The 20,329-nt window shown below is 73.4% G+C and carries 20 protein-coding genes; 10 read left to right on the top strand and 10 right to left on the bottom strand.

Going from position 1 to position 20,329, the window contains the following annotated elements:
• Window positions 1-41 precede the first annotated feature (41 nt).
• On the top strand, window positions 42-929 hold the full coding sequence (locus tag OHU35_RS32750; protein WP_359888571.1) for a PPK2 family polyphosphate kinase: 888 nt from the start codon (window positions 42-44) through the stop codon (window positions 927-929).
• 9 nt (window positions 930-938) lie between these two features.
• Here the strand turns inward: OHU35_RS32750 and OHU35_RS32745 are convergent, their stop codons facing one another.
• The gene (locus OHU35_RS32745; protein WP_189721617.1) at window positions 939-1,424 is read right to left on the bottom strand and encodes an SRPBCC domain-containing protein; all 486 of its coding nucleotides are present in this window, start codon (window positions 1,422-1,424) and stop codon (window positions 939-941) included.
• Entirely contained in the window at window positions 1,421-1,804 is a 384-nt protein-coding gene (locus tag OHU35_RS32740; RefSeq protein ID WP_189721618.1) for a helix-turn-helix transcriptional regulator, read from the bottom strand. Before OHU35_RS32740 ends, OHU35_RS32745 begins: the two co-directional genes overlap by 4 nt.
• Window positions 1,805-1,890: 86 nt before the next feature.
• Here OHU35_RS32740 and OHU35_RS32735 point away from each other — a divergent pair, with 86 nt between their 5' ends.
• From OHU35_RS32735 to OHU35_RS32725, 3 genes are all read left to right on the top strand, one after another.
• Window positions 1,891-3,408 (top strand): FAD-dependent oxidoreductase, encoded by a 1,518-nt coding sequence (locus OHU35_RS32735; protein ID WP_359888574.1) that lies wholly within the window; start codon window positions 1,891-1,893, stop codon window positions 3,406-3,408.
• A gap of 62 nt (window positions 3,409-3,470) precedes the next feature.
• Entirely contained in the window at window positions 3,471-4,304 is an 834-nt protein-coding gene (locus OHU35_RS32730) for a polysaccharide deacetylase family protein (RefSeq protein WP_405507855.1), read from the top strand.
• Between the two features lie 18 nt (window positions 4,305-4,322).
• Entirely contained in the window at window positions 4,323-4,502 is a 180-nt protein-coding gene (locus OHU35_RS32725) for a hypothetical protein (RefSeq protein ID WP_189721621.1), read from the top strand.
• Here OHU35_RS32725 and OHU35_RS32720 read toward each other — a convergent pair.
• Window positions 4,494-5,165, bottom strand: coding sequence for an ABC transporter (locus OHU35_RS32720; protein ID WP_189721622.1), 672 nt, complete (start codon window positions 5,163-5,165; stop codon window positions 4,494-4,496). The genes OHU35_RS32725 and OHU35_RS32720 overlap by 9 nt on opposite strands.
• Window positions 5,162-6,028 carry an ABC transporter ATP-binding protein gene (locus OHU35_RS32715; RefSeq protein WP_189721623.1) on the bottom strand — a complete coding sequence of 289 codons (867 nt, stop codon included), beginning with the start codon at window positions 6,026-6,028 and terminating at the stop codon, window positions 5,162-5,164. The genes OHU35_RS32720 and OHU35_RS32715 overlap by 4 nt, the downstream gene beginning before the upstream one ends.
• A 43-nt stretch (window positions 6,029-6,071) precedes the next feature.
• Here OHU35_RS32715 and OHU35_RS32710 point away from each other — a divergent pair, with 43 nt between their 5' ends.
• On the top strand, window positions 6,072-6,812 hold the full coding sequence (locus OHU35_RS32710; RefSeq protein WP_189721624.1) for a peptidyl-tRNA hydrolase: 741 nt from the start codon (window positions 6,072-6,074) through the stop codon (window positions 6,810-6,812).
• Between the two features lie 134 nt (window positions 6,813-6,946).
• Complete coding sequence (locus OHU35_RS32705; RefSeq protein WP_189721625.1) at window positions 6,947-7,399, top strand: hypothetical protein; 453 nt, start codon at window positions 6,947-6,949, stop codon at window positions 7,397-7,399.
• A gap of 13 nt (window positions 7,400-7,412) precedes the next feature.
• Here OHU35_RS32705 and OHU35_RS32700 read toward each other — a convergent pair whose 3' ends face one another.
• Window positions 7,413-7,988 (bottom strand): potassium channel family protein, encoded by a 576-nt coding sequence (locus OHU35_RS32700; protein ID WP_189721626.1) that lies wholly within the window; start codon window positions 7,986-7,988, stop codon window positions 7,413-7,415.
• Window positions 7,989-8,150: 162 nt separating this feature from the next.
• On the opposite strand from OHU35_RS32700, the gene OHU35_RS32695 reads away from it, so the two are divergent.
• Window positions 8,151-9,692, top strand: coding sequence for a DUF692 domain-containing protein (locus OHU35_RS32695; RefSeq protein ID WP_405507853.1), 1,542 nt, complete (start codon window positions 8,151-8,153; stop codon window positions 9,690-9,692).
• Window positions 9,693-9,719: 27 nt separating this feature from the next.
• Here OHU35_RS32695 and OHU35_RS32690 read toward each other — a convergent pair whose 3' ends face one another.
• The 3 genes from OHU35_RS32690 to OHU35_RS32680 all read right to left on the bottom strand — a co-directional run bounded on the left by OHU35_RS32690 (window position 9,720) and on the right by OHU35_RS32680 (window position 14,321).
• Entirely contained in the window at window positions 9,720-11,189 is a 1,470-nt protein-coding gene (locus OHU35_RS32690; RefSeq protein ID WP_359888586.1) for an amino acid permease, read from the bottom strand.
• The gene (locus OHU35_RS32685; protein WP_359888588.1) at window positions 11,186-12,757 is read right to left on the bottom strand and encodes a GMC oxidoreductase; all 1,572 of its coding nucleotides are present in this window, start codon (window positions 12,755-12,757) and stop codon (window positions 11,186-11,188) included. The genes OHU35_RS32690 and OHU35_RS32685 overlap by 4 nt, the downstream gene beginning before the upstream one ends.
• A gap of 97 nt (window positions 12,758-12,854) precedes the next feature.
• Complete coding sequence (locus OHU35_RS32680) at window positions 12,855-14,321, bottom strand: aldehyde dehydrogenase family protein (protein ID WP_405507851.1); 1,467 nt, start codon at window positions 14,319-14,321, stop codon at window positions 12,855-12,857.
• A 384-nt stretch (window positions 14,322-14,705) separates the two neighbouring features.
• Here OHU35_RS32680 and OHU35_RS32675 point away from each other — a divergent pair, with 384 nt between their 5' ends.
• The 3 genes from OHU35_RS32675 (at window position 14,706) to OHU35_RS32665 (ending at window position 18,010) form a co-directional block, all read left to right on the top strand.
• Window positions 14,706-15,428 carry a DUF4142 domain-containing protein gene (locus OHU35_RS32675; protein WP_405507849.1) on the top strand — a complete coding sequence of 241 codons (723 nt, stop codon included), beginning with the start codon at window positions 14,706-14,708 and terminating at the stop codon, window positions 15,426-15,428.
• Window positions 15,429-15,514: 86 nt separating this feature from the next.
• On the top strand, window positions 15,515-16,285 hold the full coding sequence (locus OHU35_RS32670) for a TIGR04222 domain-containing membrane protein (protein ID WP_189721632.1): 771 nt from the start codon (window positions 15,515-15,517) through the stop codon (window positions 16,283-16,285).
• Between the two features lie 114 nt (window positions 16,286-16,399).
• Window positions 16,400-18,010 (top strand): alpha/beta hydrolase, encoded by a 1,611-nt coding sequence (locus OHU35_RS32665; RefSeq protein ID WP_405507847.1) that lies wholly within the window; start codon window positions 16,400-16,402, stop codon window positions 18,008-18,010.
• On the opposite strand, the gene hemQ is transcribed toward OHU35_RS32665, so the two are convergent.
• Window positions 18,011-18,742 (bottom strand): hydrogen peroxide-dependent heme synthase, encoded by a 732-nt coding sequence (gene hemQ, locus OHU35_RS32660; protein WP_189721634.1) that lies wholly within the window; start codon window positions 18,740-18,742, stop codon window positions 18,011-18,013.
• 4 nt (window positions 18,743-18,746) lie between these two features.
• Entirely contained in the window at window positions 18,747-20,210 is a 1,464-nt protein-coding gene (hemG, locus tag OHU35_RS32655) for a protoporphyrinogen oxidase (RefSeq protein WP_405507846.1), read from the bottom strand.
• Window positions 20,211-20,329: the final 119 nt, after the last annotated feature.

The raw sequence follows: 20,329 nt of genomic DNA, 5'->3' as shown, positions 1-20,329 counted from the left end.
CGGACGATCGGGAGACAGGACCGAGAGACGAAGGGGGCCCGGTGACGAAGAAGGACAGGGAGAAGGAGCAGAGCAAGAAGTCGGGCGGCGCCTCGCTGCGGGAGCGGCTGCGCCTCCCCGACGGAGAGCCGCTCGACCTGTCCCGTCACGACGCCGCCGCCACCCCCGGCGGACCGGACGGCAAGACGGCGGGCCGGGCCGCCACGGCCCGGATCGGCGAGCGCCTCGCTACCCTCCAGGAGCGGCTCTGGGCGGCGAGCACCGCGGGCGACCGGCGCCGCGTCCTACTGGTCCTCCAGGGCATGGACACCAGCGGCAAGGGCGGCACGGTCAAGCATGTGATCGGCCTGCTCAACCCGTCCGGCTGCCGGATCACCGCGTTCAAGGCACCCACGGCCGAGGAGCGTGCGCACCCCTTCCTGTGGCGCGTGGAGAAGGCGCTTCCCGTCCCGGGCGAACTGGGCATCTTCGACCGCTCCCACTACGAGGACGTCCTCATCGCCCGCGTCCGGGGCCTCGCACCGTCCACCGAGATCAACCGGCGCTACGAGCAGATCAACCGCTTCGAGAAGTCCCTCGCCGACACCGGCACGACCCTGATCAAGTGCTTCCTGCACCTCTCCTACGAGGAGCAGCGCCGCCGGCTGCTCAAACGCCTCGACGAGCCGGAGAAGCACTGGAAGTTCGCCGCCTCCGACATCGACGACCGGGCCCTGTGGCCGGCGTACCAGGAGGCGTACGAGATCGCCATGGAGCGCTGCGGCACCTCGTACGCGCCCTGGTACCTGGTCCCCGCCGACCGCAAGTGGTACCGCAACTGGGCGGTCAGCACCCTGCTCCTGGAGCATCTGAAGGAGCTGGATCCGCGGTATCCCGAGGCGGACTTCGATGTGGCGGAGTACCGGAAGCGGCTGCTGCGGCAGTCCTGACCCGGCCGGTCAGGCGGCCAGCAGGGCGTCGATCTGGCCGACGGCCTCCTTCAGGCCCTCCTCCATGCCCATGGCGACCATCTGCTCCATCTGCTCACGCGAGTCGAAGAGGGAGCGCATCTCCATCCGGGTGCCGCCGTCGTGCTCGGTGAGCCGCACCCGCACGGACGTGGTCGGCATGTCGTCCTTGGGCTTGCCGTCGTCGTCCGCGAAGCCGTCGGTGAACTCCAGGGCCGTCGGCGGGGTGACCGAGGAGATCCGCCACCAGCCGCGGTGCCGGTCGCCCTCCGGTCCGGTCATGAAGTACGTGACCTCTCCGCCGGGGGTCAGGTCGTGCCGCTCCACCGTCGCCGGGTAGGTCGGCGGTCCCCACCAGCGCTCCAGCTGCCGGGGGTCGGCCCACAGCCGCCACACCCGCTCGACGGGGGCGGCGAAGTCGGCGATCAGGGTGAGGGTGAGGAGGTCGAGGTCCTTGTCGACACTGGTGACACTCATCTCTCGGGTCCTTCCGTGGCGTCGTTCTCTTCGGTCTCTTCGGTTCCGGGGTCCTCGGCGAGCAGTCGGGCCATCCGGTCCACGCGCCCGCGCCATGCCGACTCGAGCTCGTCGAGGGCCTGGCGTGCGCGGCCCACCGCTTCGGGGTCCGTGCACACGAGCTGCTCCCGTCCGCTGCGCTGCTTGGTGACGAGACCCGCCCGCTCCAGCACGGCGACGTGTTTCTGCACCGCCGCGAAGCTCATCGGATAGGCCTCGGCCAGCCGCGACACCGACAGCTCCCCGCGCACGCAGCGGCGCAGTATGTCCCGGCGCGTGGTGTCGGCCAGGGCGTGGAACAGCCGGTCCACCGTCTCGTCGCTCACCTCATCTACAACCATTTGGTTGTACGTTAGCTCCGCCGGCCCCTTCTGTAAAGCGACACGCCCGCCCACTGAAGCCGACCGTCGGGGGTACTCGGTGGCACATGAGCGAGAAGCAGCAGGTCGGCAGCTCGTACTGGCTCGATACCGCACCGGACGGCCGCCACCCGGCCCTGACGGAGGACCTGGACGTCGACGTGGCGGTGATCGGCGCCGGGATCGCCGGACTGTGCACGGCGTGGGAGCTGACCCGGGCCGGGCGGAGTGTGGCGGTGCTGGAGGCCGGGCGGGTCGCGGCCGGGGTCACCGGGCACACCACCGCCAAGGTCACCGCCCTGCACACGCTCGTCTACGACAAGCTGCGGCGCACCCGCGGCCCCGAGGGCGCGCGGCTGTACGCCCGCTCCCAGACCGAGGCGATCGAGCGCGCGGCCGGGATCGTCGGTGAACTGGGCATCGACTGCGAGTGGGAGACCCGGAGCGCCTACACATACGCGCGCGACGCGGCCCGGGTGGACGAACTGCGCGCCGAGGCACGGGCGGCCGCCGAGGCCGGGCTGCCCGCCTCGTTCGTGACGGAGACCGGGCTGCCCTTCCCGGTGGCGGGCGCGGTCCGGGTCACCGGGCAGGCCCAGTTCCATCCGCGCAAGTACCTGCTGGCCCTCGCCGCCGACCTGGTCGAACGCGGCGGGCACATCTACGAGGACACCGCCGTCCTGGGCCTGGACGAGGGCGAGCCGTGCCGGCTGTCGACCACGACCGGGGCGCCGGTCAGGGCCCGGGACGTCGTCGTCGCGACGCACTACCCGATCTTCGACCGGGCCCTGCTGTTCGCCCGGCTGTCGCCGCGCCGCGAGCTGGTCGTCGCCGGGACCATCCCGGCCGGCCAGGACCCGGACGGCATGTTCATCACGCCCGACGAGGGCATCCGCTCGGTGCGCACCGCCCCGTACGACGGGGACCGGCGGCTGCTCGTGGTCACCGGCGAGCACTTCACACCCGGCACGGGCGACCCGCGGGCCCGCTTCGAACACCTCACCGCCTGGGCCACCGGCCACTTCCCGGACCTGGAGGTCACCCACCGCTGGGCCACGCAGGACATCGACCCCACCGACACCGTGCCGATGGTCGGCCCGCTGCACCCGGGCGCGCGGCACGCGTACGTGGCCACCGGCTTCGGCGGCTGGGGCATGAGCGGCGGCATGATGGCGGGCCGCCTGCTCACCGCGCAGATCACGGGCGAGGAGTGCGCCTGGAGCGGGCTGTACGACCCGCGCCGGCTGCGTCCGGCCGTGCGTGAGGCGCCGTCGTTCCTCAAGACGCAGGCCAAGGTCGCCGGGCACTTCGTGGGGGACCGGCTGCGGCCCGTGCCCCCGGTGGAGTCCCTGCCGCCCGGCGAGGGTGCCGTGGTCCGCGTCGACGGCCACCGTCTCGCCGTCTACCGGGACGACGACGGCTCCCTGCACGCATTCTCGGCCCGCTGCACCCACCTGGGCTGCCTGGTCGCGTTCAACGGCGCGGAGCGCGCCTGGGAGTGCCCCTGCCACGGCTCCCGCTTCGACACGGACGGCAAGGTGATCCAGGGCCCGGCGACCAAGCCGCTGGAGCAGCGGGACATCTGACGGCCGGGTGACGTCGACGGCCGCGACGCATAAGCGAACGATCCCGCTCATATCTTCATATAGTGATCACCCTTCTCCGCCGTGTCACCGCCGTGTGCGCCCTGAGCACGGCCCTCGCCGCCTGCGGTACCACCCCACCCCGGCAGGCGGCCATCCCACCGGTTCCCACACCACCGCCGAGGCCCCCGACCCTCGCCCCCGGTCCGGCCGGCCTCACCCCCGTCTTCGAGCACGGTCCCCGCGCCCCCGGCCGGACCGTCGCGCTCACCTTCGACGCCGACATGGCCGCCGGGCAGGGGGCGCGGGCGGCGGCCGGCGAGCGGTTCGACCATCCGCGGCTGATCTCGACGCTGCGCGCGCTGAAGGTGCGGGCCACCGTGTTCATGACCGGCCGGTGGGCCGAGGAGTACCCGGACCAGGCCCGCTCCATCGGCCGGGACCCGCTCTTCGAGGTCGCCAACCACTCCTACAGCCACTACGCGTACACGCGGGACTGCTACGGCCTGCCGACCGTGCCCGAGGAGCGGAAACGGCCGGACGTGGAGCGCGCGTACGCCGCGTTCCGGAGGGCCGGCGTACGGGATCCGATGCCGTACTTCCGCTTCCCCGGCGGCTGTTACGACCGCCGGGCCCTGAAGGCCCTGGCCCCGGCCGGGGTGACCGCCGTGCAGTGGGACGTGGTCGGCGGCGACGCGTTCGAGACGGACCCGGACGTGGTCGTCCGGCAGGTGCTGGACGAGGTGCGGCCCGGGTCGGTGGTCGTCCTGCACTGCACCCGCAGCGCCGCCCCGGCGACCGAACGGGCCGTGCGGACGATCGTGCCCGAGCTGCGCCGCAGGGGCTTCCGGTTCGTCAAGGTGTCCGAGCTGATCGGGGCCGTGGGCAGCCGTCCCTGACCGGCCTACGCTGGACGTATGAGCGAGGACGACTACTGCCTGATCGACTCGGCCAGGCCGCCACGGGCGGAGGGGCCGCCGTACGCCGAGTGCGTGCTGTGCCGGAAGCCCACGGAGTACCCGGAGTCGTACAAGGGCATCACGCTCTGCCCGGTCTGCGAGTGGCAGGAGGCGCAGCGCACCAGCTGCTCAGGGTGATCTGCGGGAGGCGAGCGCACCGGCCAGGGCCAGCGCGGCGGCCGTGACCAGGGCTGCCGCGGCCAGGGGCAGCAGCGGGAGCGGGACGGTACCCGACCGGGAGCCGGTCACCAGACCCTGCACCGCCGCCTGGGCCGGGGAGCCGGTGGCCACCAGGGACAGCAGTGCCGCGAGCAGCAGGGCCAGGACGGCACGGCCACGCGAGCGCAGCAGCGGCCGGCTCGTGAGCGCGCCGACGGCCGTGCCGAGCAGGGCGCAGGCCAGGGCGGCGAGCAGCCCGGCACCGCAGGCGGGGGCGAGCGGCACCCGGGTGCGGTGGTCCGAGGCGACCGGGTCGCTGAGCAGCGTCACGAGAAGGGTCGTGACCGAGCCGAGCGCCGCCGCCCCGGCCAGCGCCACCAGCAGGCAGGCCACATGGGCCCGGGCGGGCCCGACGGCCGCCGCCACACAGCCGCGCGCGGCCTCCGGCTCGCCCGTGACGCAGATCCGCGCCAGCCAGGCGGCCACGGGCAGCAGCGCGGCGGCGGAGTAGCCCAGCGAGTCGAGCACCGGCTGGCCGGCCCGGACGCTGATGGCGAGGAAGGCGGCGTACAGCAGGAACGGCGGCAGCCAGCGCTGCGAGCGCAGCAGCAGGGCGGCGTGGTAGCGCAGGAGGGCGGTCATCGGCTGCTCCCGGGGGCGTCCGGACGGGGTGCCACGCGCACCACGTGCCAGGGCGGGCGAGATGTGAGCAGGGCGCGGAGCAGGAGGTCGGAGTGCGGGGCGGGGACGGTCAGGCGGTAGCGGCCCGGTCCTGTCTCCTCGGCGGAGGCGGCGGTCCGCCGCACGTCGTCGGGAAGCCGCCCGTCCGGCGGGCCCTGTGCCTCGACCGTGACGTGCGGTCCGGACGGAAGCGGTCCCGCCACGTCACACGGGACGAGGCTCCCGTCGCGCACGGCGTACGTCGTGTCCGGCAGGCCCGCGAGGCGGCGTGGGTCGTGGTCGACGAACACCACGGACCCACCGGCCGCCGTGCGCTCGGCGACCGCCCGCTCCAGCTCGGCGCGGGCGTCGGTGTCCAGGCCGGTCCACGCCTCGTCCAGCACCAGCAGCTCCGGCTCCGCCAGCAGGGCCTGCGCGACCGCGACCTTCTGACTGCTGCCCTTGGACAGCCGGGCCATCGGCGTATCGGCGTACGCGGCGGCCCCCAGGCGCTCCAGCCACTCGCCGGCGGCTCGGGCGGCCGCCGTGCGGGACAGGCCGTGCACGGTGCCGAGGTGGGTGAGGTAGCCGACGGCCGTGAAGGGCAGGGCCGGCGGGAACCGTTCGGGGACGTAGGCGGTGCGCGGCCGGCCGGTGATCCGGCCTTCGCTGGGGGCGTCGATGCCGGCGAGCAGCCGTAGGAGGGTGGACTTGCCGGTGCCGTTGGCGCCCTCGACGCGGACGAGCCGGCCCGGGGCCACCGTCAGGTCGACACCACGCAACACCCAGGGGCCGCGCAGGCCGTAGCGGCGGCCCGCGTTCTCCAGGCACAGGTCGGGTCGCATGGGGCCCATCCTGCACGATCTTGCGGCTGGCACACTGGGCTTCGTGAGCGAAGACCCGACGCCCGTGAGCGACAGCCCCTTCCGATCCGAGCCCTCGGTGCGCGACACGGCACCGCAGTTCGTGCTGCCGCTGGTCGTGCGGATCGAGCGGGCGGACCCGCCGGCGCGTACGGACGCGCTGGAGACGGCCGCGCGGGCGGTGCTGACGATCCTGGGCGACGAGCGGTCGGCCGGCGACGGCGAGTGGGCGCAGGCCATGCGGGACTGGCAGGACGCCCGGATCCGCAAGGTGGTGCGGCGGGCACGCGGCGCCGAGTGGCGGCGGGCCGAGGCACTGCCCGGCATCACGGTCACCGGCAAGTCCGCCGAGGTGCGGGTCTTCCCGCCGGTCCCGCTGGACGGCTGGCCCAAGGACCTGGCCCGGCTCCAGGTCTCCGGAACCGACCTGGACGACCCGGAACCGCCGGTGGACGCGGACCCGGCCGCTCCCGTGCTGTGGGTGAACCCGCACCTCGGCATGACGGCCGGCAAGGCGATGGCCCAGGCGGGCCACGCCGCCCAACTGGCCTGGTGGGAGCTGACCGACGAGGAGCGGGCCGCCTGGCGCGACGCGGGCCTCCCGCTCGCCGTCCGGACGGCCGCCCCGGCCCGCTGGCCGGAACTGACGCACAGCGGGCTGCCGGTGGTCCGGGACGCGGGGTTCACGGAGATCGCCCCCGGCGAGACCTTCGCGGTGGAGGGCGTCGGCCGTATCCGTGCCCTCGCGCGCGAGGAACAGCCGTAGGAAGGCGCCTCACGGAGGCTCCTTCTCCGACGGAGCCGCGACTTCGCGTCCACCCGTTCGGCGCAGCCGCGGGCGCGCCGGTCCTGGGCGGGTGCTCCAGTGGGGTTACCAGACATCCGACCCAGGAGGCAGCCATGACCAGTGCCGCGCCCCCTCCCCCCGCTCCGCCCGCCCCCGGCAGCGCGCCCGGCGACCGGGGCGGTGCCGGCGACCCGTTGGCGGCCGGTGGCCTCACTCTCGGCGGCACCCTGATGGTCGTCTACGGCCTCTTCGCGGTGCTCCAGGGCATCGCCGCGATCGCGAACGACGAGGTGTACACCAGTTTCGGCGAGTACGTCTTCGCGTTCGACCTGACCGCGTGGGGCTGGATCCACCTGGTCGTCGGGGTGCTCGTGGTGCTGGCCGGGTTCGGTCTGTTCACCGGCGCCCTGTGGGCGCGGGTCGCCGGCGCGTGCGTGGTCGGGCTGGCGCTGATCGCGAACTTCATCTGGCTGCCGTACCAGCCGTTCTGGTCGATCATCATGATCGTGACCGGTCTGTTCGTCCTGTGGTCGGTGTTCAACTACCGCTCCTCCCGCCCGGCGTAGCCGCCGCCCCGGGTCAGGACAGCGGCGGACGCCGGTCGCGTGCGGCGACCACGGTGTGCAGATGGCGCGTCAGCGCGGTGGCCGCCGCCGTGAGGAAGACGAACGTGTACACGATCTGGACGACCGCCACCATGCGGGCCTCCTGCCCGCTCGGGGTGATGTCGCCGTAGCCGACGGTCGCGAGCGTGACGACGGTGAAGTACAGCGCGTCGACCCGGGTGCGCAGGCCGGTGAACTGGCCCGGCTGCTGGGCGAGCGCGTAGTAGCCGGACGAGAAGACCAGCACGGCCAGGCACATCAGCAGCGAGATCACGAGTCCCGACCGGGTGTGCGGCTTCTCCAGCACGATGTCGCGCACCTGACGCAGCAGCAGCGCGGCCACCAGCCCCAGGCACAGGACGAACAGCGGCCAGCCCAGCCAGGGGCGGTCGGCGGCGAGGCCCTCCAGCGGGAGCAGGAAGTAGGCCGTGCCCACGGCCAGGACCAGGGCCCCGGCACCGGCCCACAGCCACCGGACCACGGCCGGATGCCCCGGGTCCCGTCTCCGCTTCCGCGCGGGGTGGTGCGCCTGTTCGCTGCCGTCGCGCATACGTCCGGTCTACGACGCATCAGGGGGTGGCGCGAGCCCGGTGCCTCCGTCGGTGAACCTCAAATATTCCTCTGAAGGCGTCGGTGGCAGGGTTCGGGGCCGGGCGGCTGGGCCATACCCCCCTCACGTTCGAGGATCGGGCCGTGCGGAGGAGGGGGACGAATGGAGCGACTGGGGACGGGCATCGGGTGGCGACCGGAGATCGCGGACGCCGTGGAGCGCATGCCGGGGATCGACTGGGTCGAGGCCGTGGCCGAGAACGTCTGCCCCGGGCACCTGCCCGAGTCGCTGGAGCGGCTGCGCGAGCGCGGCGTCACCGTGGTGCCGCACGGCGTCTCGCTGGGCCTCGGGGGCGCGGACCGGCCCGCCGAAGACCGGCTGGCCGCGCTGGCCGAGCGGGTGGAGGCGCTCGGCTCGCCGCTGGTCACCGAGCACATCGCGTTCGTCCGGGCGGGCGGTGCGCTGACGGCGTCCCCGCACCTGGAGGCGGGCCATCTGCTGCCCGTTCCCCGGACCCGGGACGCCCTCGACGTCCTCTGCGAGAACGTCCGCGTCGCGCAGGATTCACTGCCGGTGCCACTGGCCGTCGAGAACATCGCCGCGCTGATCTCCTGGCCGGGCGAGGAGATGACGGAGGGCCAGTTCCTGTACGAACTGGCCGACCGTACGGGGGTACGGCTCCTCATCGACGTGGCCAACCTGCACACCAACCACGTCAACCGCGGCGAGGACCCGGCCAAGGCCCTCGCCGAGCTGCCCCTCGAGGCCATCGCCTACGTCCATGTCGCGGGCGGCTTCGAACGCGACGGCGTCTGGCACGACAGCCACGCCCACCCCGTGCCCCGGCCGGTCCTCGACATCCTGACCGACCTCGCCTCCCGCGTCTCCCCACCGGGCGTCCTCCTGGAACGCGACGAGAACTTCCCGGAACCGGCGGAGCTGGAGCGGGAGCTGGGCGCGATCCGACGGGCACTGGAGACGGGAGCCGTCGAGCGTGTGAAGACACAGCTCCTGGAGGCGGGCAGCGCGGCCACGCGACGGGCGGGGGCGACCGGACCCGAGCACGGCGACGCGCTCGGGGAAGGGAACGCGCCCGGGCGGACCCGGGAGGCCCGGGGTGCGGAGAGCGAGCTGCTCGCGGCGGGCAGCGCCGAGCGACCCCGCGAAGAGACCCGGGCTGCCGGAGGCCGGCTGTTCGCCGGTGACGGTGCCGGGCAGCGGGGCGAAGAGACCGGGGCGGTCGGGGCGACACGGGGCGCCTTCGACCTGCCCCACCCCAGTGAAGGCCGTGCCGCTCGTGAGCGGCTCGGGCTCGCGCAGGCCGCGTTGCTGTCCGCGCTGGTCGCCGGGACGCCCGTGCCCGAGGGGTTCGACCGGGTACGGGTCGGCGTACAGGCCCGGGCGCTCGCCGCGAAGCGGGCGGACGTCGTGGCGAAGGTCGCGCCCGAGCTGCCGGTGATCCTCGGAGAGGACTACCGCACCACCTTCCTCGGCTACGCCCAGACCCACCCGATGACCGACGGCTACCGACGCGACGCCCTCACCTTCGCCGAGCACCTGCTGTCCGCCGGGCGGCCCGGGGACGCGCAGGCGCGGCGGGAACTACGGGAGTGGTGGCTGGAGCGGTCGGGCCCGGCGCCGCGCTCCCGGCGCCCGGCCCACCGGCTCGCTCGCGCCACGCGCAGGGTCCTGCTGCGGCGTTGAGGGGAGCCCCACTCCGAAAAGGAACCTCTAGAGCTGCTTCTGCGGTACCGCGTCGCCCGCCGGAGCCTCGCCCCGGCCGTAGTGGTGCGTCGTGAACATGTAGATCAGGCCCGTCCCCAGCACCACGCCGCCGCACAGCAGGACGATCCAGTTCTCCCACCAGGACTTCTCCGGGGAGCGGGCCCAGCAGATGTTGATGATGGCGAGGATGCCGTAGACCAGCGCGGCGATGTTCACCGTGAGGCCCCAGCCGCCCAGGGTGAACTCCCCCGCCGGTTTCCAGCCCTTGAGCCGGGCGCGCAGCGCGGCCAGGACCACCATCTGGAACGAGCCGTAGATGCCGAGGATCGCGAACGAGACGATGTTGGTGAGGGCGTCCTCGGAGAGCAGTGAGGCGAAGGCGATGATCAGCGGCACCGCCGCGGACACGAACAGCGCCCAGCTCGGCACCGCACGGGCGTGGACGAACCGCCGCAGCAGCCGGTGTCCGACGATCATCTCGTCACGGGCGTAGGAGTAGATGAGCCGCCCGGCCGCGGCCTGGAGGCTGATCGTGCAGGACAGGAAGGAGATCAGCACCACGGCCATCACCATCCGCGCCCCGGTCTCGCCCATCGCGTCGAACAGCACGTCCACCACCGGGTCGGTCTGCTCGCCCGAGATGATCGCGTTGAAGTCCGTGACCGACAGCAGCAGCGACATGCAGGTGAACGTGGCCGCCGAGCCGCCGATGTAGATGGTGCGGCGCATCGCGCGGGGGATGACCCGGCCCGGGTGGGCGACCTCCTCGGCGGTGTCGCCGCACGCCTCGAAGCCGTAGTACTGGTAGAGGCCGATGATGCCGGCTGCCAGGAACGCCGGCAGGTAGGAGCCGTCTCCCTCGACGCCGTAGGTGTCGAAGATGACGCCGAGGCCGTGGTGACGGTGGGTGGACAGCAGGTAGACGCCGACGACGAGGGCGCCGATGAGCTCGCCGGCGAAACCGATGAGCGCCGCCGTCGACAGTGCCTTGGTGCCCATGTAGTTGATGAGGATGGCGACGACGATGAGCACGGCGGTGCACAGCACGGTGGTGTGCACGGTGGCTCTGAAGCCGAAGAGGATGGCGATGTAGGGGCCGGCGCCGTAGGCGACGGAGGTGATGGTCACCAGCAGCGCCCACATGTACACCCAGCCGGTCATCCACGCCCAGCGTGTGCCCCACAGCCGCCGGGCCCAGGGGTAGACGCCGCCCGCGATCGGGTACTGGGCGACGATCTCGCCGAAGATCAGCGCGACGAGGAACTGGCCGCAGCCGGCGACCAGGAACGCCCAGATCATCGGCGGTCCGCCGTCGGCGATCGCGATGCCGAAGAGGGTGTAGGTGCCTACCACCGGGGAGAGGTAGGTGAAGCCGAGGGCGAAGTTGGCCCAGGGGCTCATGTCCTTGCGGAACTCCGAGCCGGGCTCCCCTCCCGGGGTGCCGGCGGCCGGTGCGGGAGGCTGTGCGGCGGTCACTGTCCGGCCCTCTGTTCCGCGGCCGACGTGCGGCCGCTGATCAGGTCGGCGGCGCGTTCTGCGGTGAGCAGGACGGTCACCATGGGGTTGATCGTGGGCATGGTCGGGAACACCGACGCGTCGACGATCCGCACGCCCTCGAAGCCGCGCAGTCTCAACTCGGGGTCGCAGACGGCCAGCGGATCGTCCGGGGCGCCCATACGGCAGGTGCCCGCGGGGTGGTAGACGGTGTGTGCCACGCGGCGGCCGTACTCCGACAGGTCGGCGTCGGAGACGACGTCCGGGCCGGGCGCGACCTCGCGGACGAGCCAGTCGCGCAGCGGGGCGGTGGCGGCGACCTCGCGGGCGATCCTCAGACCGTCCACGATGGTGCGCTCGTCGTGCCCCTCCGGGTCGGTGAAGTACCGGAAGTCCAGGGCGGGGTGCTCGGCGGGGTCGGCGCTGCGCAGCCACATGCGGCCGGTGGACCGGGCCCGCGGCACGTTCGGCGTCATGCACACCCCGTGCTGCGGCACGGGGTAGCCCAGTCGTTCGGTGTTGACGGTGAACGGCACCTGGTAGAAGTGGAACATCAGGTCGGGGCGCGGCCCGCTCTTGTCGCGGCGCAGGAACAGTCCGGCGTCGGAGTCCATCGCGGAGTTGGGCGGCAGCGGGCCGTCGGTCTCCCAGACGATCACGGACTCGGGGTGGTCCAGCAGGTTCTCGCCGACGCCGGGCAGGTCGGCCCGTACGTCGATGCCCAGCTTGCGCAGGTCGTCGGCCGGGCCGATGCCGGAGAGCATCAGCAGACGCGGGGTGTCGATGGCTCCGGCGCACAGCAGGAGTTCACGTTCGGCGCGCACGGTGGCGGGTTGCCCGTCGGCGCCACGGACGGCGACCCGGGTCAGCCGCCCCGCGTCGTCGGTGAGCAGCCGGTGCGCCCAGGTCTCCAGGAGGAGCGTGAGGTTGGGCCGGTCCATGATCGGGTGGAGGTAGGCGACGGACGCGGAGGAGCGCAGATTGCCCTCCGGCTCGTAGGCCAGCGAGAAGAAGCCGGCGCCGTCCGCGAAGGGTTCGGCGTTGAAGTCGTCGACGACGGGGACGCCGAGGGCGCGGGTGGCCGCGGTGACGAAGTCCTTGGCGATGGGATTGCGGTCGGCCTCGGCCACCGGGACGATGTGTGTGCGCAGCCGGTCCCGGTAGGGGAGGATCGTGGCCGGGTCCCAGCCGGGGCAGCCCCGGGCCACCCAGTCGTCGAGGTCCTGCGGCAGCGGCAGGAAGCTGATCAGCGTGTTGTGGGAGGAGCAGCCGCCGAGCACGCGGGCCCGTGAGTGCAGGATGTGGGAGTTGCCACGCGGCTGTTCGACCGTGGTGTAGCCGTAGTCGTACTCCGAGTCGAGCAGGTTGATCCAGTTGCGCAGGCGCAGGATGCGCTCGTCGCCGACATCGCTGGGGCCGCCCTCGATGACGCAGACGCGGCAGTCGGGGTCCTCGCTCAGACGGGCGGCGAGCACGCAGCCGGCGGTGCCGCCGCCGACGATGACGTAGTCGTAGGCGGACTCGGCGCCGTGCGCGGTGGTGGGGGCCATGCGGTGCCTTTCTTCGGTGGCCTTCGCGCCACGGGCGGGCGTGCGGCCGGTCTTCGGTGGTCGTCGCGCCACGGGCGGGCGCTGTGCTGCCGGAAGGTCAGCCCTTGAACCAGCCGGAGGGAGCGGGGGCGAGGTTCTGGTAGATGTGCTTGGCCTCCTGGTACTCGCGCAGCCCGGTGGGGCCGAGTTCCCGCCCGACGCCGGAGCGGCCGAAGCCGCCCCACTCGGCCTGCGGCACATAGGGGTGGAAGTCGTTGATCCACACGGTGCCGTGCCGCAGCCGCTGCGCGACGCGCTGGGCGCGGCTCGCGTCGGAGGTCCACACGCCGCCGGCCAGGCCGTAGCGGGTGTCGTTGCCCAGTGCCACCGCCTCGTCTTCGGTGCGGAAGCGCTCGACGGTGACCACCGGGCCGAAGATCTCCTCCTGGACGATGCGCATGGACCGGTCGCAGTCGGCGAAGATCGTCGGCAGCAGGAAGAAGCCGCGGCTCAGGGCGGGGTCGTCGGGGCGGGTGCCGCCGGTGACGAGCCGGGCGCCCTCCTCCCGGCCGATGGCGATGTAGCCCTCGACCTTCTCGCGGTGCTCGGCGGAGCTGAGCGGGCCGCTCTCGGTGCCCTCCTCCAGGCCGCTGCCGAGCCGGATCGCCCGCGCGCGGTCGGCGTAGGCCTCGACGAACCGGTCGTGCAGCGAGTCCTCGACCAGCAGGCGCGAACCGGCCGAGCAGACCTGCCCCGAGTGCAGGAAGGCGGCGTCCAGCGCGTAGTCCACGGCGGCGTCGAAGTCGGCGTCCGCGAAGACGATGTTGGGGTTCTTGCCGCCCAGTTCCAGCGCGATGTTCCTCGGCCCCTCGGCGGCGCTGGCCATGATGGACCGTCCGGTGTTGAGGCCGCCGGTGAAGGACACCAGGTCCACGTCGGGGTGGCTGGTCAGGGCCGCGCCTACGGTCGCCCCGGAGCCCAGCACCAGGTTGGCGACGCCGGGCGGGGCGCCGGCCTCCTCGATGAGCCGGATCATGGCGATCGTGGTGAGCGGTGTGATCTCGCTGGGCTTGAGGACGAAGGTGTTGCCCGCGGCCAGCGCCGGGGCCACCTTCCAGGAGGCCTGGAGCAGCGGGTAGTTCCAGGGGGCGATGAGCGCGCACACGCCGATCGGCTGGTAGACGACGCGGCTGAGGACGTTCGGGCCGACGTCCACGACCCGGCCGCCGTCCTTGCCCGCGAGTTCGGCGAAGTAGCGGAAGGCGTTGGCCACGTCCTCCACGTCGATACGGGCCTCGGTCAGCGTCTTCCCGGTGTCGAGCGTCTCGGTGCGGGCGATGTCCTCCCGGTCGCGCAGCAGCAGGTCGTGCACGCGCATCAGCAGGTCGGCGCGGCGGCGGGAGGGGGCGTTCGCCCAGTCCTCCTCGGCGAAGGCGCGCCGGGCGGCGCGTACGGCGCGGTCCACGTCACCGGCGTCGGCCTCGTCGACGGTGGTGACGACCGAGGCGTCGTAGGGGTTGACCACCTCCCGCCGTCCACCGGCCGTGGCCTGTGTCCACTCGCCGTCGATGTACAGCTCACCCACCGCGGGGCCTCCTTCGCATCCGGCCGGTGCCGATCGGCTCGACGGTCAGCAACATGGCCCATCGGGAGGTCGGCGGCCACGGGGCACACCGCCGCGACGGCGTCCGGGCGGCCCAGAGGACCCGGGTGGGCTAGTAGCCCGGGTCCGGGCGTGCGCGCCCGAGTGTGCCGGGACTAACACCCGGGTCGTGGCCGCCAGGACCCACGAGTCGGTATGCGCCTGTTTGCACAGATAGGCCCCTCGACGCACCTCCCCCGATCGCCCCACCCTGTCCCGGTTGCAACCATTCGCCCGTGTACGGCAGTTGACGTAGACCCCGCCGTACCATGGCGATTCCGCACCCGAAGCGCACTAGCGTGCGGTGCCGTACCAGGAGGCACCACCATGCGACCCCGACCCCCCGTCAAGGGCCGAGGCATCGTCAGCGGCACGGGGCTCATCGTCACGTGCCTCGCGGCGACGCTCGCCGCGCTGGTCTTCTCGCTCTGGCCGTACACCGGCCGGCCGGGGACGGCGCCGGACGTGCCGAGCGCGCAGACGCTGCGGACGAGCTACGGCCCGCTGTCCGCCCTCGACCGGGACTTCCTCGTCAAGGCCCGGCTGGCCGCGCTGTGGGAGCCGGCCGCCGGGCGGCAGGCGCGGACGAAGGGGACCACCCCGGCCGTGCGGGCGGCCGGCCGGCATCTCGTCGAGGGGCACCGGTTCCTCGACGAGCGGGTCCGCGGTGCCGCGGCCCAGCTGAACCTCACCCTGCCGGACACGCCCGGCGACCAGCAGAAGCAGTGGCTGGCCACCCTGGACGAGGCGCGGGGCGCGGAGTACGACCGGCAGTTCGCCACCGTCCTGCGGCTGTCCCAGGGCCAGGTGTTCCCGGTCGTCGCCCAGGTCCGCGCGAGCACCCGCAACTCCCTGGTGCGGGCCCTCGCCGATGACGCCACCACGACGGTCCTCGACCACATCAAGGCCCTGGAGGCGACGGGCGACGTCGACTACGACACCGTGGCCCGCGACATGGCCACCGGCGGCACTCCCCCGGCCCCCGCACCGACCGCGGCCCCGTCCGAGACGCTCCCGCCGCCCGCCTTCCGTCCACCGCCGGGGCAGTGAAACGGAACGTCACATACCGACAACACTCTGTCCGGATGGTGAACGAGGCATGGTGCTTTCGGGACCGTGTCACATACAAACAACATATGCTCTGGGCTTTTTTCCTGCTGGCGGCCTGGGCCGTGGCGGGCACGGCGTGCACGCGGCTGTGCCTGGCCGCTGTGCGTGCCGCGGCCGGCGACACGGACACCGGCCGGGTCCATGAACTCACCCTGTACGAGGCCGCGTTCCTCTCCGGCGGACCCCGGCGGGTCGCCGACGTGACCCTCGTCGCCATGGCGCGTCAGCGGCGCCTGCTGCTGGCCCACACGGGCTGGGCGACGGTCGTCGATCCGCGCGGACGGGACGCGATGGAGCGGTCGGTGATAGGGGCCATCGGCCCCGAGGGCCAGTCCCGGATCGCGCCGGTGCGGGCCACAGCCGCCACCGCGGACGCGGTGCGCGGGATCGCCGACGGGCTGGTGCGCGCGGGCCTCGCGGTGCCCGACAGCGCCCGTACGACGGTCGCGGCGGGGGTCCGGCAGGTGCGCGCGGCGGCGGTCGCCGTGCTCGGCCTCGGCGTCGCCGCGCTACTGACGCCCGCCCCGCCGGACATGCCGCGTCACCTGGCCGCCCTGTGGTTCGCGCTGCCGCTCGCCCTGACCCTGAGCTGCCTGGCCGTCGCGCGGGTCGAGATCCACCCGTACTCGCACTGGGCCTCCCCGGCGGGGCAGCGGCTGCTCGGCGCACTGGCCCGGAACGCGGACGGCGCCGCCGACGACCGTACGTACCTCACCTCCGTGGCCGTACGCGGGGTCCGCGCGATCGGCGAACCGGAGCTGCGCGCCGCCTTCGCACACCGCGAGGCACACGACTGACGGGCCGGGGGCGCACGGGAGCATTGACGCCGACACCGGCGTACGGTGCTTGCCTTCCTCAATCACCGCACCAAACATCCCTTTTGTCGCCACCGTGCATCGAAGGGATACGCGATGAGAGCCGCCCTCCTCTACTCGGCCGCAGGGTCCTTGCTGTTGAGCGCCCTGACCGCGGCCCCGGCCACCGAGGGCCGGTCCGCGGCGCCCGAGGCGCACGGCACCGCGGTGGCCGCCGCGCGCGCGAAGGCGGCCGGTGTCCGGTTCGGCCCGTGCGACGACGCGCAGGACCTGCCGGGCAGCATGCGGTGCGGCACGGTGACCGTCCCGCTGGACTACGCCCAACCGAACGGCCGGCAGATCCGACTCGCCGTCAGCCGGACCCGGGCCACGCAAAAGGACCCGCACAACAGCAAGCACAAGGTCCGCCGGCAGGGCGCCCTGGTCTACAACCCCGGCGGGCCCGGAGCCACCGGCCTGTACTTCCCGATCGTCGGGCTGCTCCCCGAGTGGAAGAGGATCGCGGCCGCCTACGACCTCATCGGCTACGCCCCGCGCGGCGTCGGCCGTTCCGCGCCCCTGTCCTGCCAGGACCCCGAGCGGTTCTTCAAGGCGCCCACACAGGCGCAGACACACCCCTCGGCGGCGTTCAAGAAGGAACGCATCGCGCAGGCGAAGGCGTACGCGCACGGCTGCGCCGAGCGGGCCGGCGGCACACTGCGGCACTACCACTCGCTGAACAACGCCCGCGACCTGGACGTACTGCGCGCCGCGCTCGGCGAGACGCGGCTGACGTTCCTGGGCTCGTCGTACGGCACCTACCTCGGGGCCCTGTACGCGATGCTGTTCCCCGCGCACGTACGGCGGATGGTGTTCGACTCGGTGGTCGATCCCGACCCGGCGGAGATCTGGTACCGCAACAACCTCGCCCAGTCGGCGGCGTTCGAGGGCCGCTGGCGGGACTTCCGGAGGTGGATCGCCCGGCACGACGGCGTGTACGGGCTGGGCCGGACCGCGCGGGAGGTGCGGCGCGGCTACGAGCGGGCGAGCGCGCGGCTGGCCGCCGAGCCCGCCGGCGGGAAGGTCGGGCCGGGGCAGTTGCAGGAGGCATTCCTGCAGGCCGGGTACTACGACGACCAGTGGCCGCTCCTCGCGCACGCGCTCTCGGCGTATCTCAAGGGCGATCCCAAGCCGCTGGTCGAGCAGGCGAGCCGGTATCCGGAAGCGGCCGCCGAGGCGGAGAACACCCGCGCGGTGTACCTGGCCGTCGAGTGCAACGACGCCCCCTGGCCGACGGACTGGAGGGTGTGGGACCGGGACAACACCCGGCTCGCGCGGACGGCGCCGTTCGAGACCTGGGACAACGTGTGGACGAACCTGCCGTGCGCCTACTGGCGGGGGCCACGGCAGCGGCCGCTCGACGTCGGAACCGCGCCGGGCGAGCTCCCGCCGACGCTGATCCTGGCCGCCGAGCGGGACGCCGCCACGCCGTACGACGGCGCCCTGGAACTCCGCCGCCGCCTCGCGGGCTCGGTCCTGGTGACGGAGCGGAACGCGGGCGCGCACGGCCTGGCCGGCGGCCCGAACGCCTGCGTCAACGGCCACCTGGAGGCGTATCTGCTGGAGGGCCGGCTGCCGGGGCGGCGCACGCAGTGCGCACCGCACGCCGAGCCCGAGCCGCAGTCGGCGGCCCCGGAGAAGCCCGGGGCCGAGCGAGGGCTGCGCTGATCAGGCCAGACCGGCGACCAGTTCGGCGACGTCCCTGCGGCGGCCCGTGAAGAACGGGACCTCCTCGCGGACGTGCATGCGGGCCTCGGAGGCGCGCAGGTGACGCATGAGGTCGACGATGCGGTACAGCTCGTCGGCCTCGAAGGCGAGGAGCCACTCGTAGTCGCCGAGGGAGAACGAGGCGACGGTGTTGGCGCGCACGTCCGGGTAGCCACGGGCCATCTTGCCGTGGTCGGCGAGCATGCGGCGGCGGTCCTCGTCGGGCAGCAGGTACCAGTCGTAGGAGCGCACGAAGGGGTAGACGCTCACGTAGTCGCGGGGCGTCTCGTCGGCGAGGAACGCCGGGATGTGCGAGCGGTTGAACTCGGCGGGGCGGTGCAGCGCCATGTTCGACCACACCGGCGTGAGCGCCCGGCCCAGCCTCGTACGGCGGAAGAGGTTGTACGCCTCCTGCAGCGCGTCGCTGGTCTCCGCGTGCCACCAGATCATGAGGTCGGCGTCGGCGCGCAGGCCCGAGACGTCGTACGTGCCGCGGATCGTCACGTCCTTCGCGGCGAGCTGGTCGAACAGCTCCTGGACCTCGTCGGCGTACCCGGCGCGGTCCTCGGGGAGGACGTCCTTCAGCTTGAAGACGGACCAGAGCGTGTAGCGGATGACCTCGTTGAGGTCCTTGGCCAGCTTGCCCTTGTTCGGGGTCCTGCCGGTCTCGGGGGTGGAGGCGTCGTTGCTCATGTCCTCATTCTCCTGCTCCGCCGTGCAGGCTCTGCACCGGGTGGGCGGTGAGCTCCTGCACACCCCGCAGGTCACCCTGGATCCGGTCGACGGCGGCGTACGCGCTCGCGATGCACGCCGGGATGCCGACGCCGTCGTACGGGGCGCCGCACACGGCGAGCCCGGGCAGTCCGGCGATCTGCTCGCGGACGCGGGCCACGCGCGCGTGGTGGCCGACCGGGTATTGGGGCAGGCCGTCGTCCCAGCGGGTGACGCGGGTGGCGACGGGTGTGGCGTCCAGGCCGGTCGCCGCCTTCAGGTCGTGCCGGGAGACGTCCACGAGCTCGGTGTCGTCGCGCTGGAGGATCTCCGTCTCGCCGTACCGCCCGACGGAGGTGCGCAGGACGAGCAGGCCGGGGTTCTCCTCGGCGATCCAGCCCCATTTGCGCGAGGCGAAGGTCGAGGCCTTGATGGTGCGTCCGTCGACCGGCGGCACCAGGAATCCGCTGCCGTCGGGCAGGGCCGCCTCGGCGCGGCGGTAGGCGAGGGTGACCAGGGCCATGGAGGCGTACTCGACGGCGCCGAGCTCGGCGGCGGCCCCGGGGCTCTCGGTGCGCAGGAGGCCGGCGGCTGCCGGGGCGGGGACGGCGACGACCACCGCGTCCGCGTGCCAGACGTGCACGCCGGAGACGACCCGCCATCCGCCGTCCGCCGGGGTGCGGCGCAGCTCCGTCACCGGCGTCCGGGTCAGGATCTCGCCGCCGCGGGCCCGGACCGAGTCGGCCACCGCGAGGGGCAGGGCGCCCACACCGCCCTGAAGGCCCATGAACACCGGGCCGGTCTGCTGGGCGGCGGCCGCCTTCGCCTGGATCTCGCGGACCCCCTCGGTCAGGGAGGTGTGGCCGCGGGCGGCCTGGAAGAGCTGGGGGACGGCCGAGCGCATCGAGATGCGGTACGCGTCGCCCGCGTACACGCCGCCCAGCAGGGGCTCCACCAAGCGGTCGACGACCTCGCGGCCCAGTCGCTCCGCCACGTACTCCCCGACGGCCACGTCGTCCCCGACCTCGGTGCGGGGCAGCTCGGCGTCGCGCTCGATGCGGGCGAGGCCCTCGTCGGACAGCAGTCCGGACAGGGCGGCGGCGGTGCCGGGGACGCCCATCACATGCCCCTTGGGCATCGGGCGCAGTGCGCCCCGGGTCCAGATCGAGGCCGTGGCGGTGGCCGGGGGCTGGAGCCGGTCGGTGAGGCCCACCTCGCGGGCGAGCGCCACCGCCTCGGGGCGGCGGGCCAGCATCGACTCGGCGCCGAGGTCCACGCGCGCGCCCGCGATCTCGCCGGGCAGCAGCTTGCCGCCGACCCGGTCGGAGGCCTCCAGCACGGTCACCCGCGCCCCGCGCTCCAGCAGGCGGTGCGCCGCGGCCAGGCCCGCGATGCCGGCCCCGATGACGATGACCTGCCCCGTGCCCGCACGGGCTTGAACTTCGCGCATGCCTCCAGCCTCTCAGACCCCACTGACAGTGCCGCCGTGCCCCGGTGTCCCGCACGAGTCCCGACCGTGACCGCATCGGAACCGTCCCGGGCCAAACGTCCGGCGCCCTCCGGGCGTCG

The organism is Streptomyces purpurascens (genome assembly GCF_045040895.1).
Taxonomy (GTDB): Bacteria; Actinomycetota; Actinomycetes; order Streptomycetales; family Streptomycetaceae; genus Streptomyces; species Streptomyces purpurascens.
The sequence above is the reverse complement of the archived record's forward strand: the minus strand, read 5'-3'. Positions and strand labels throughout refer to the sequence as shown.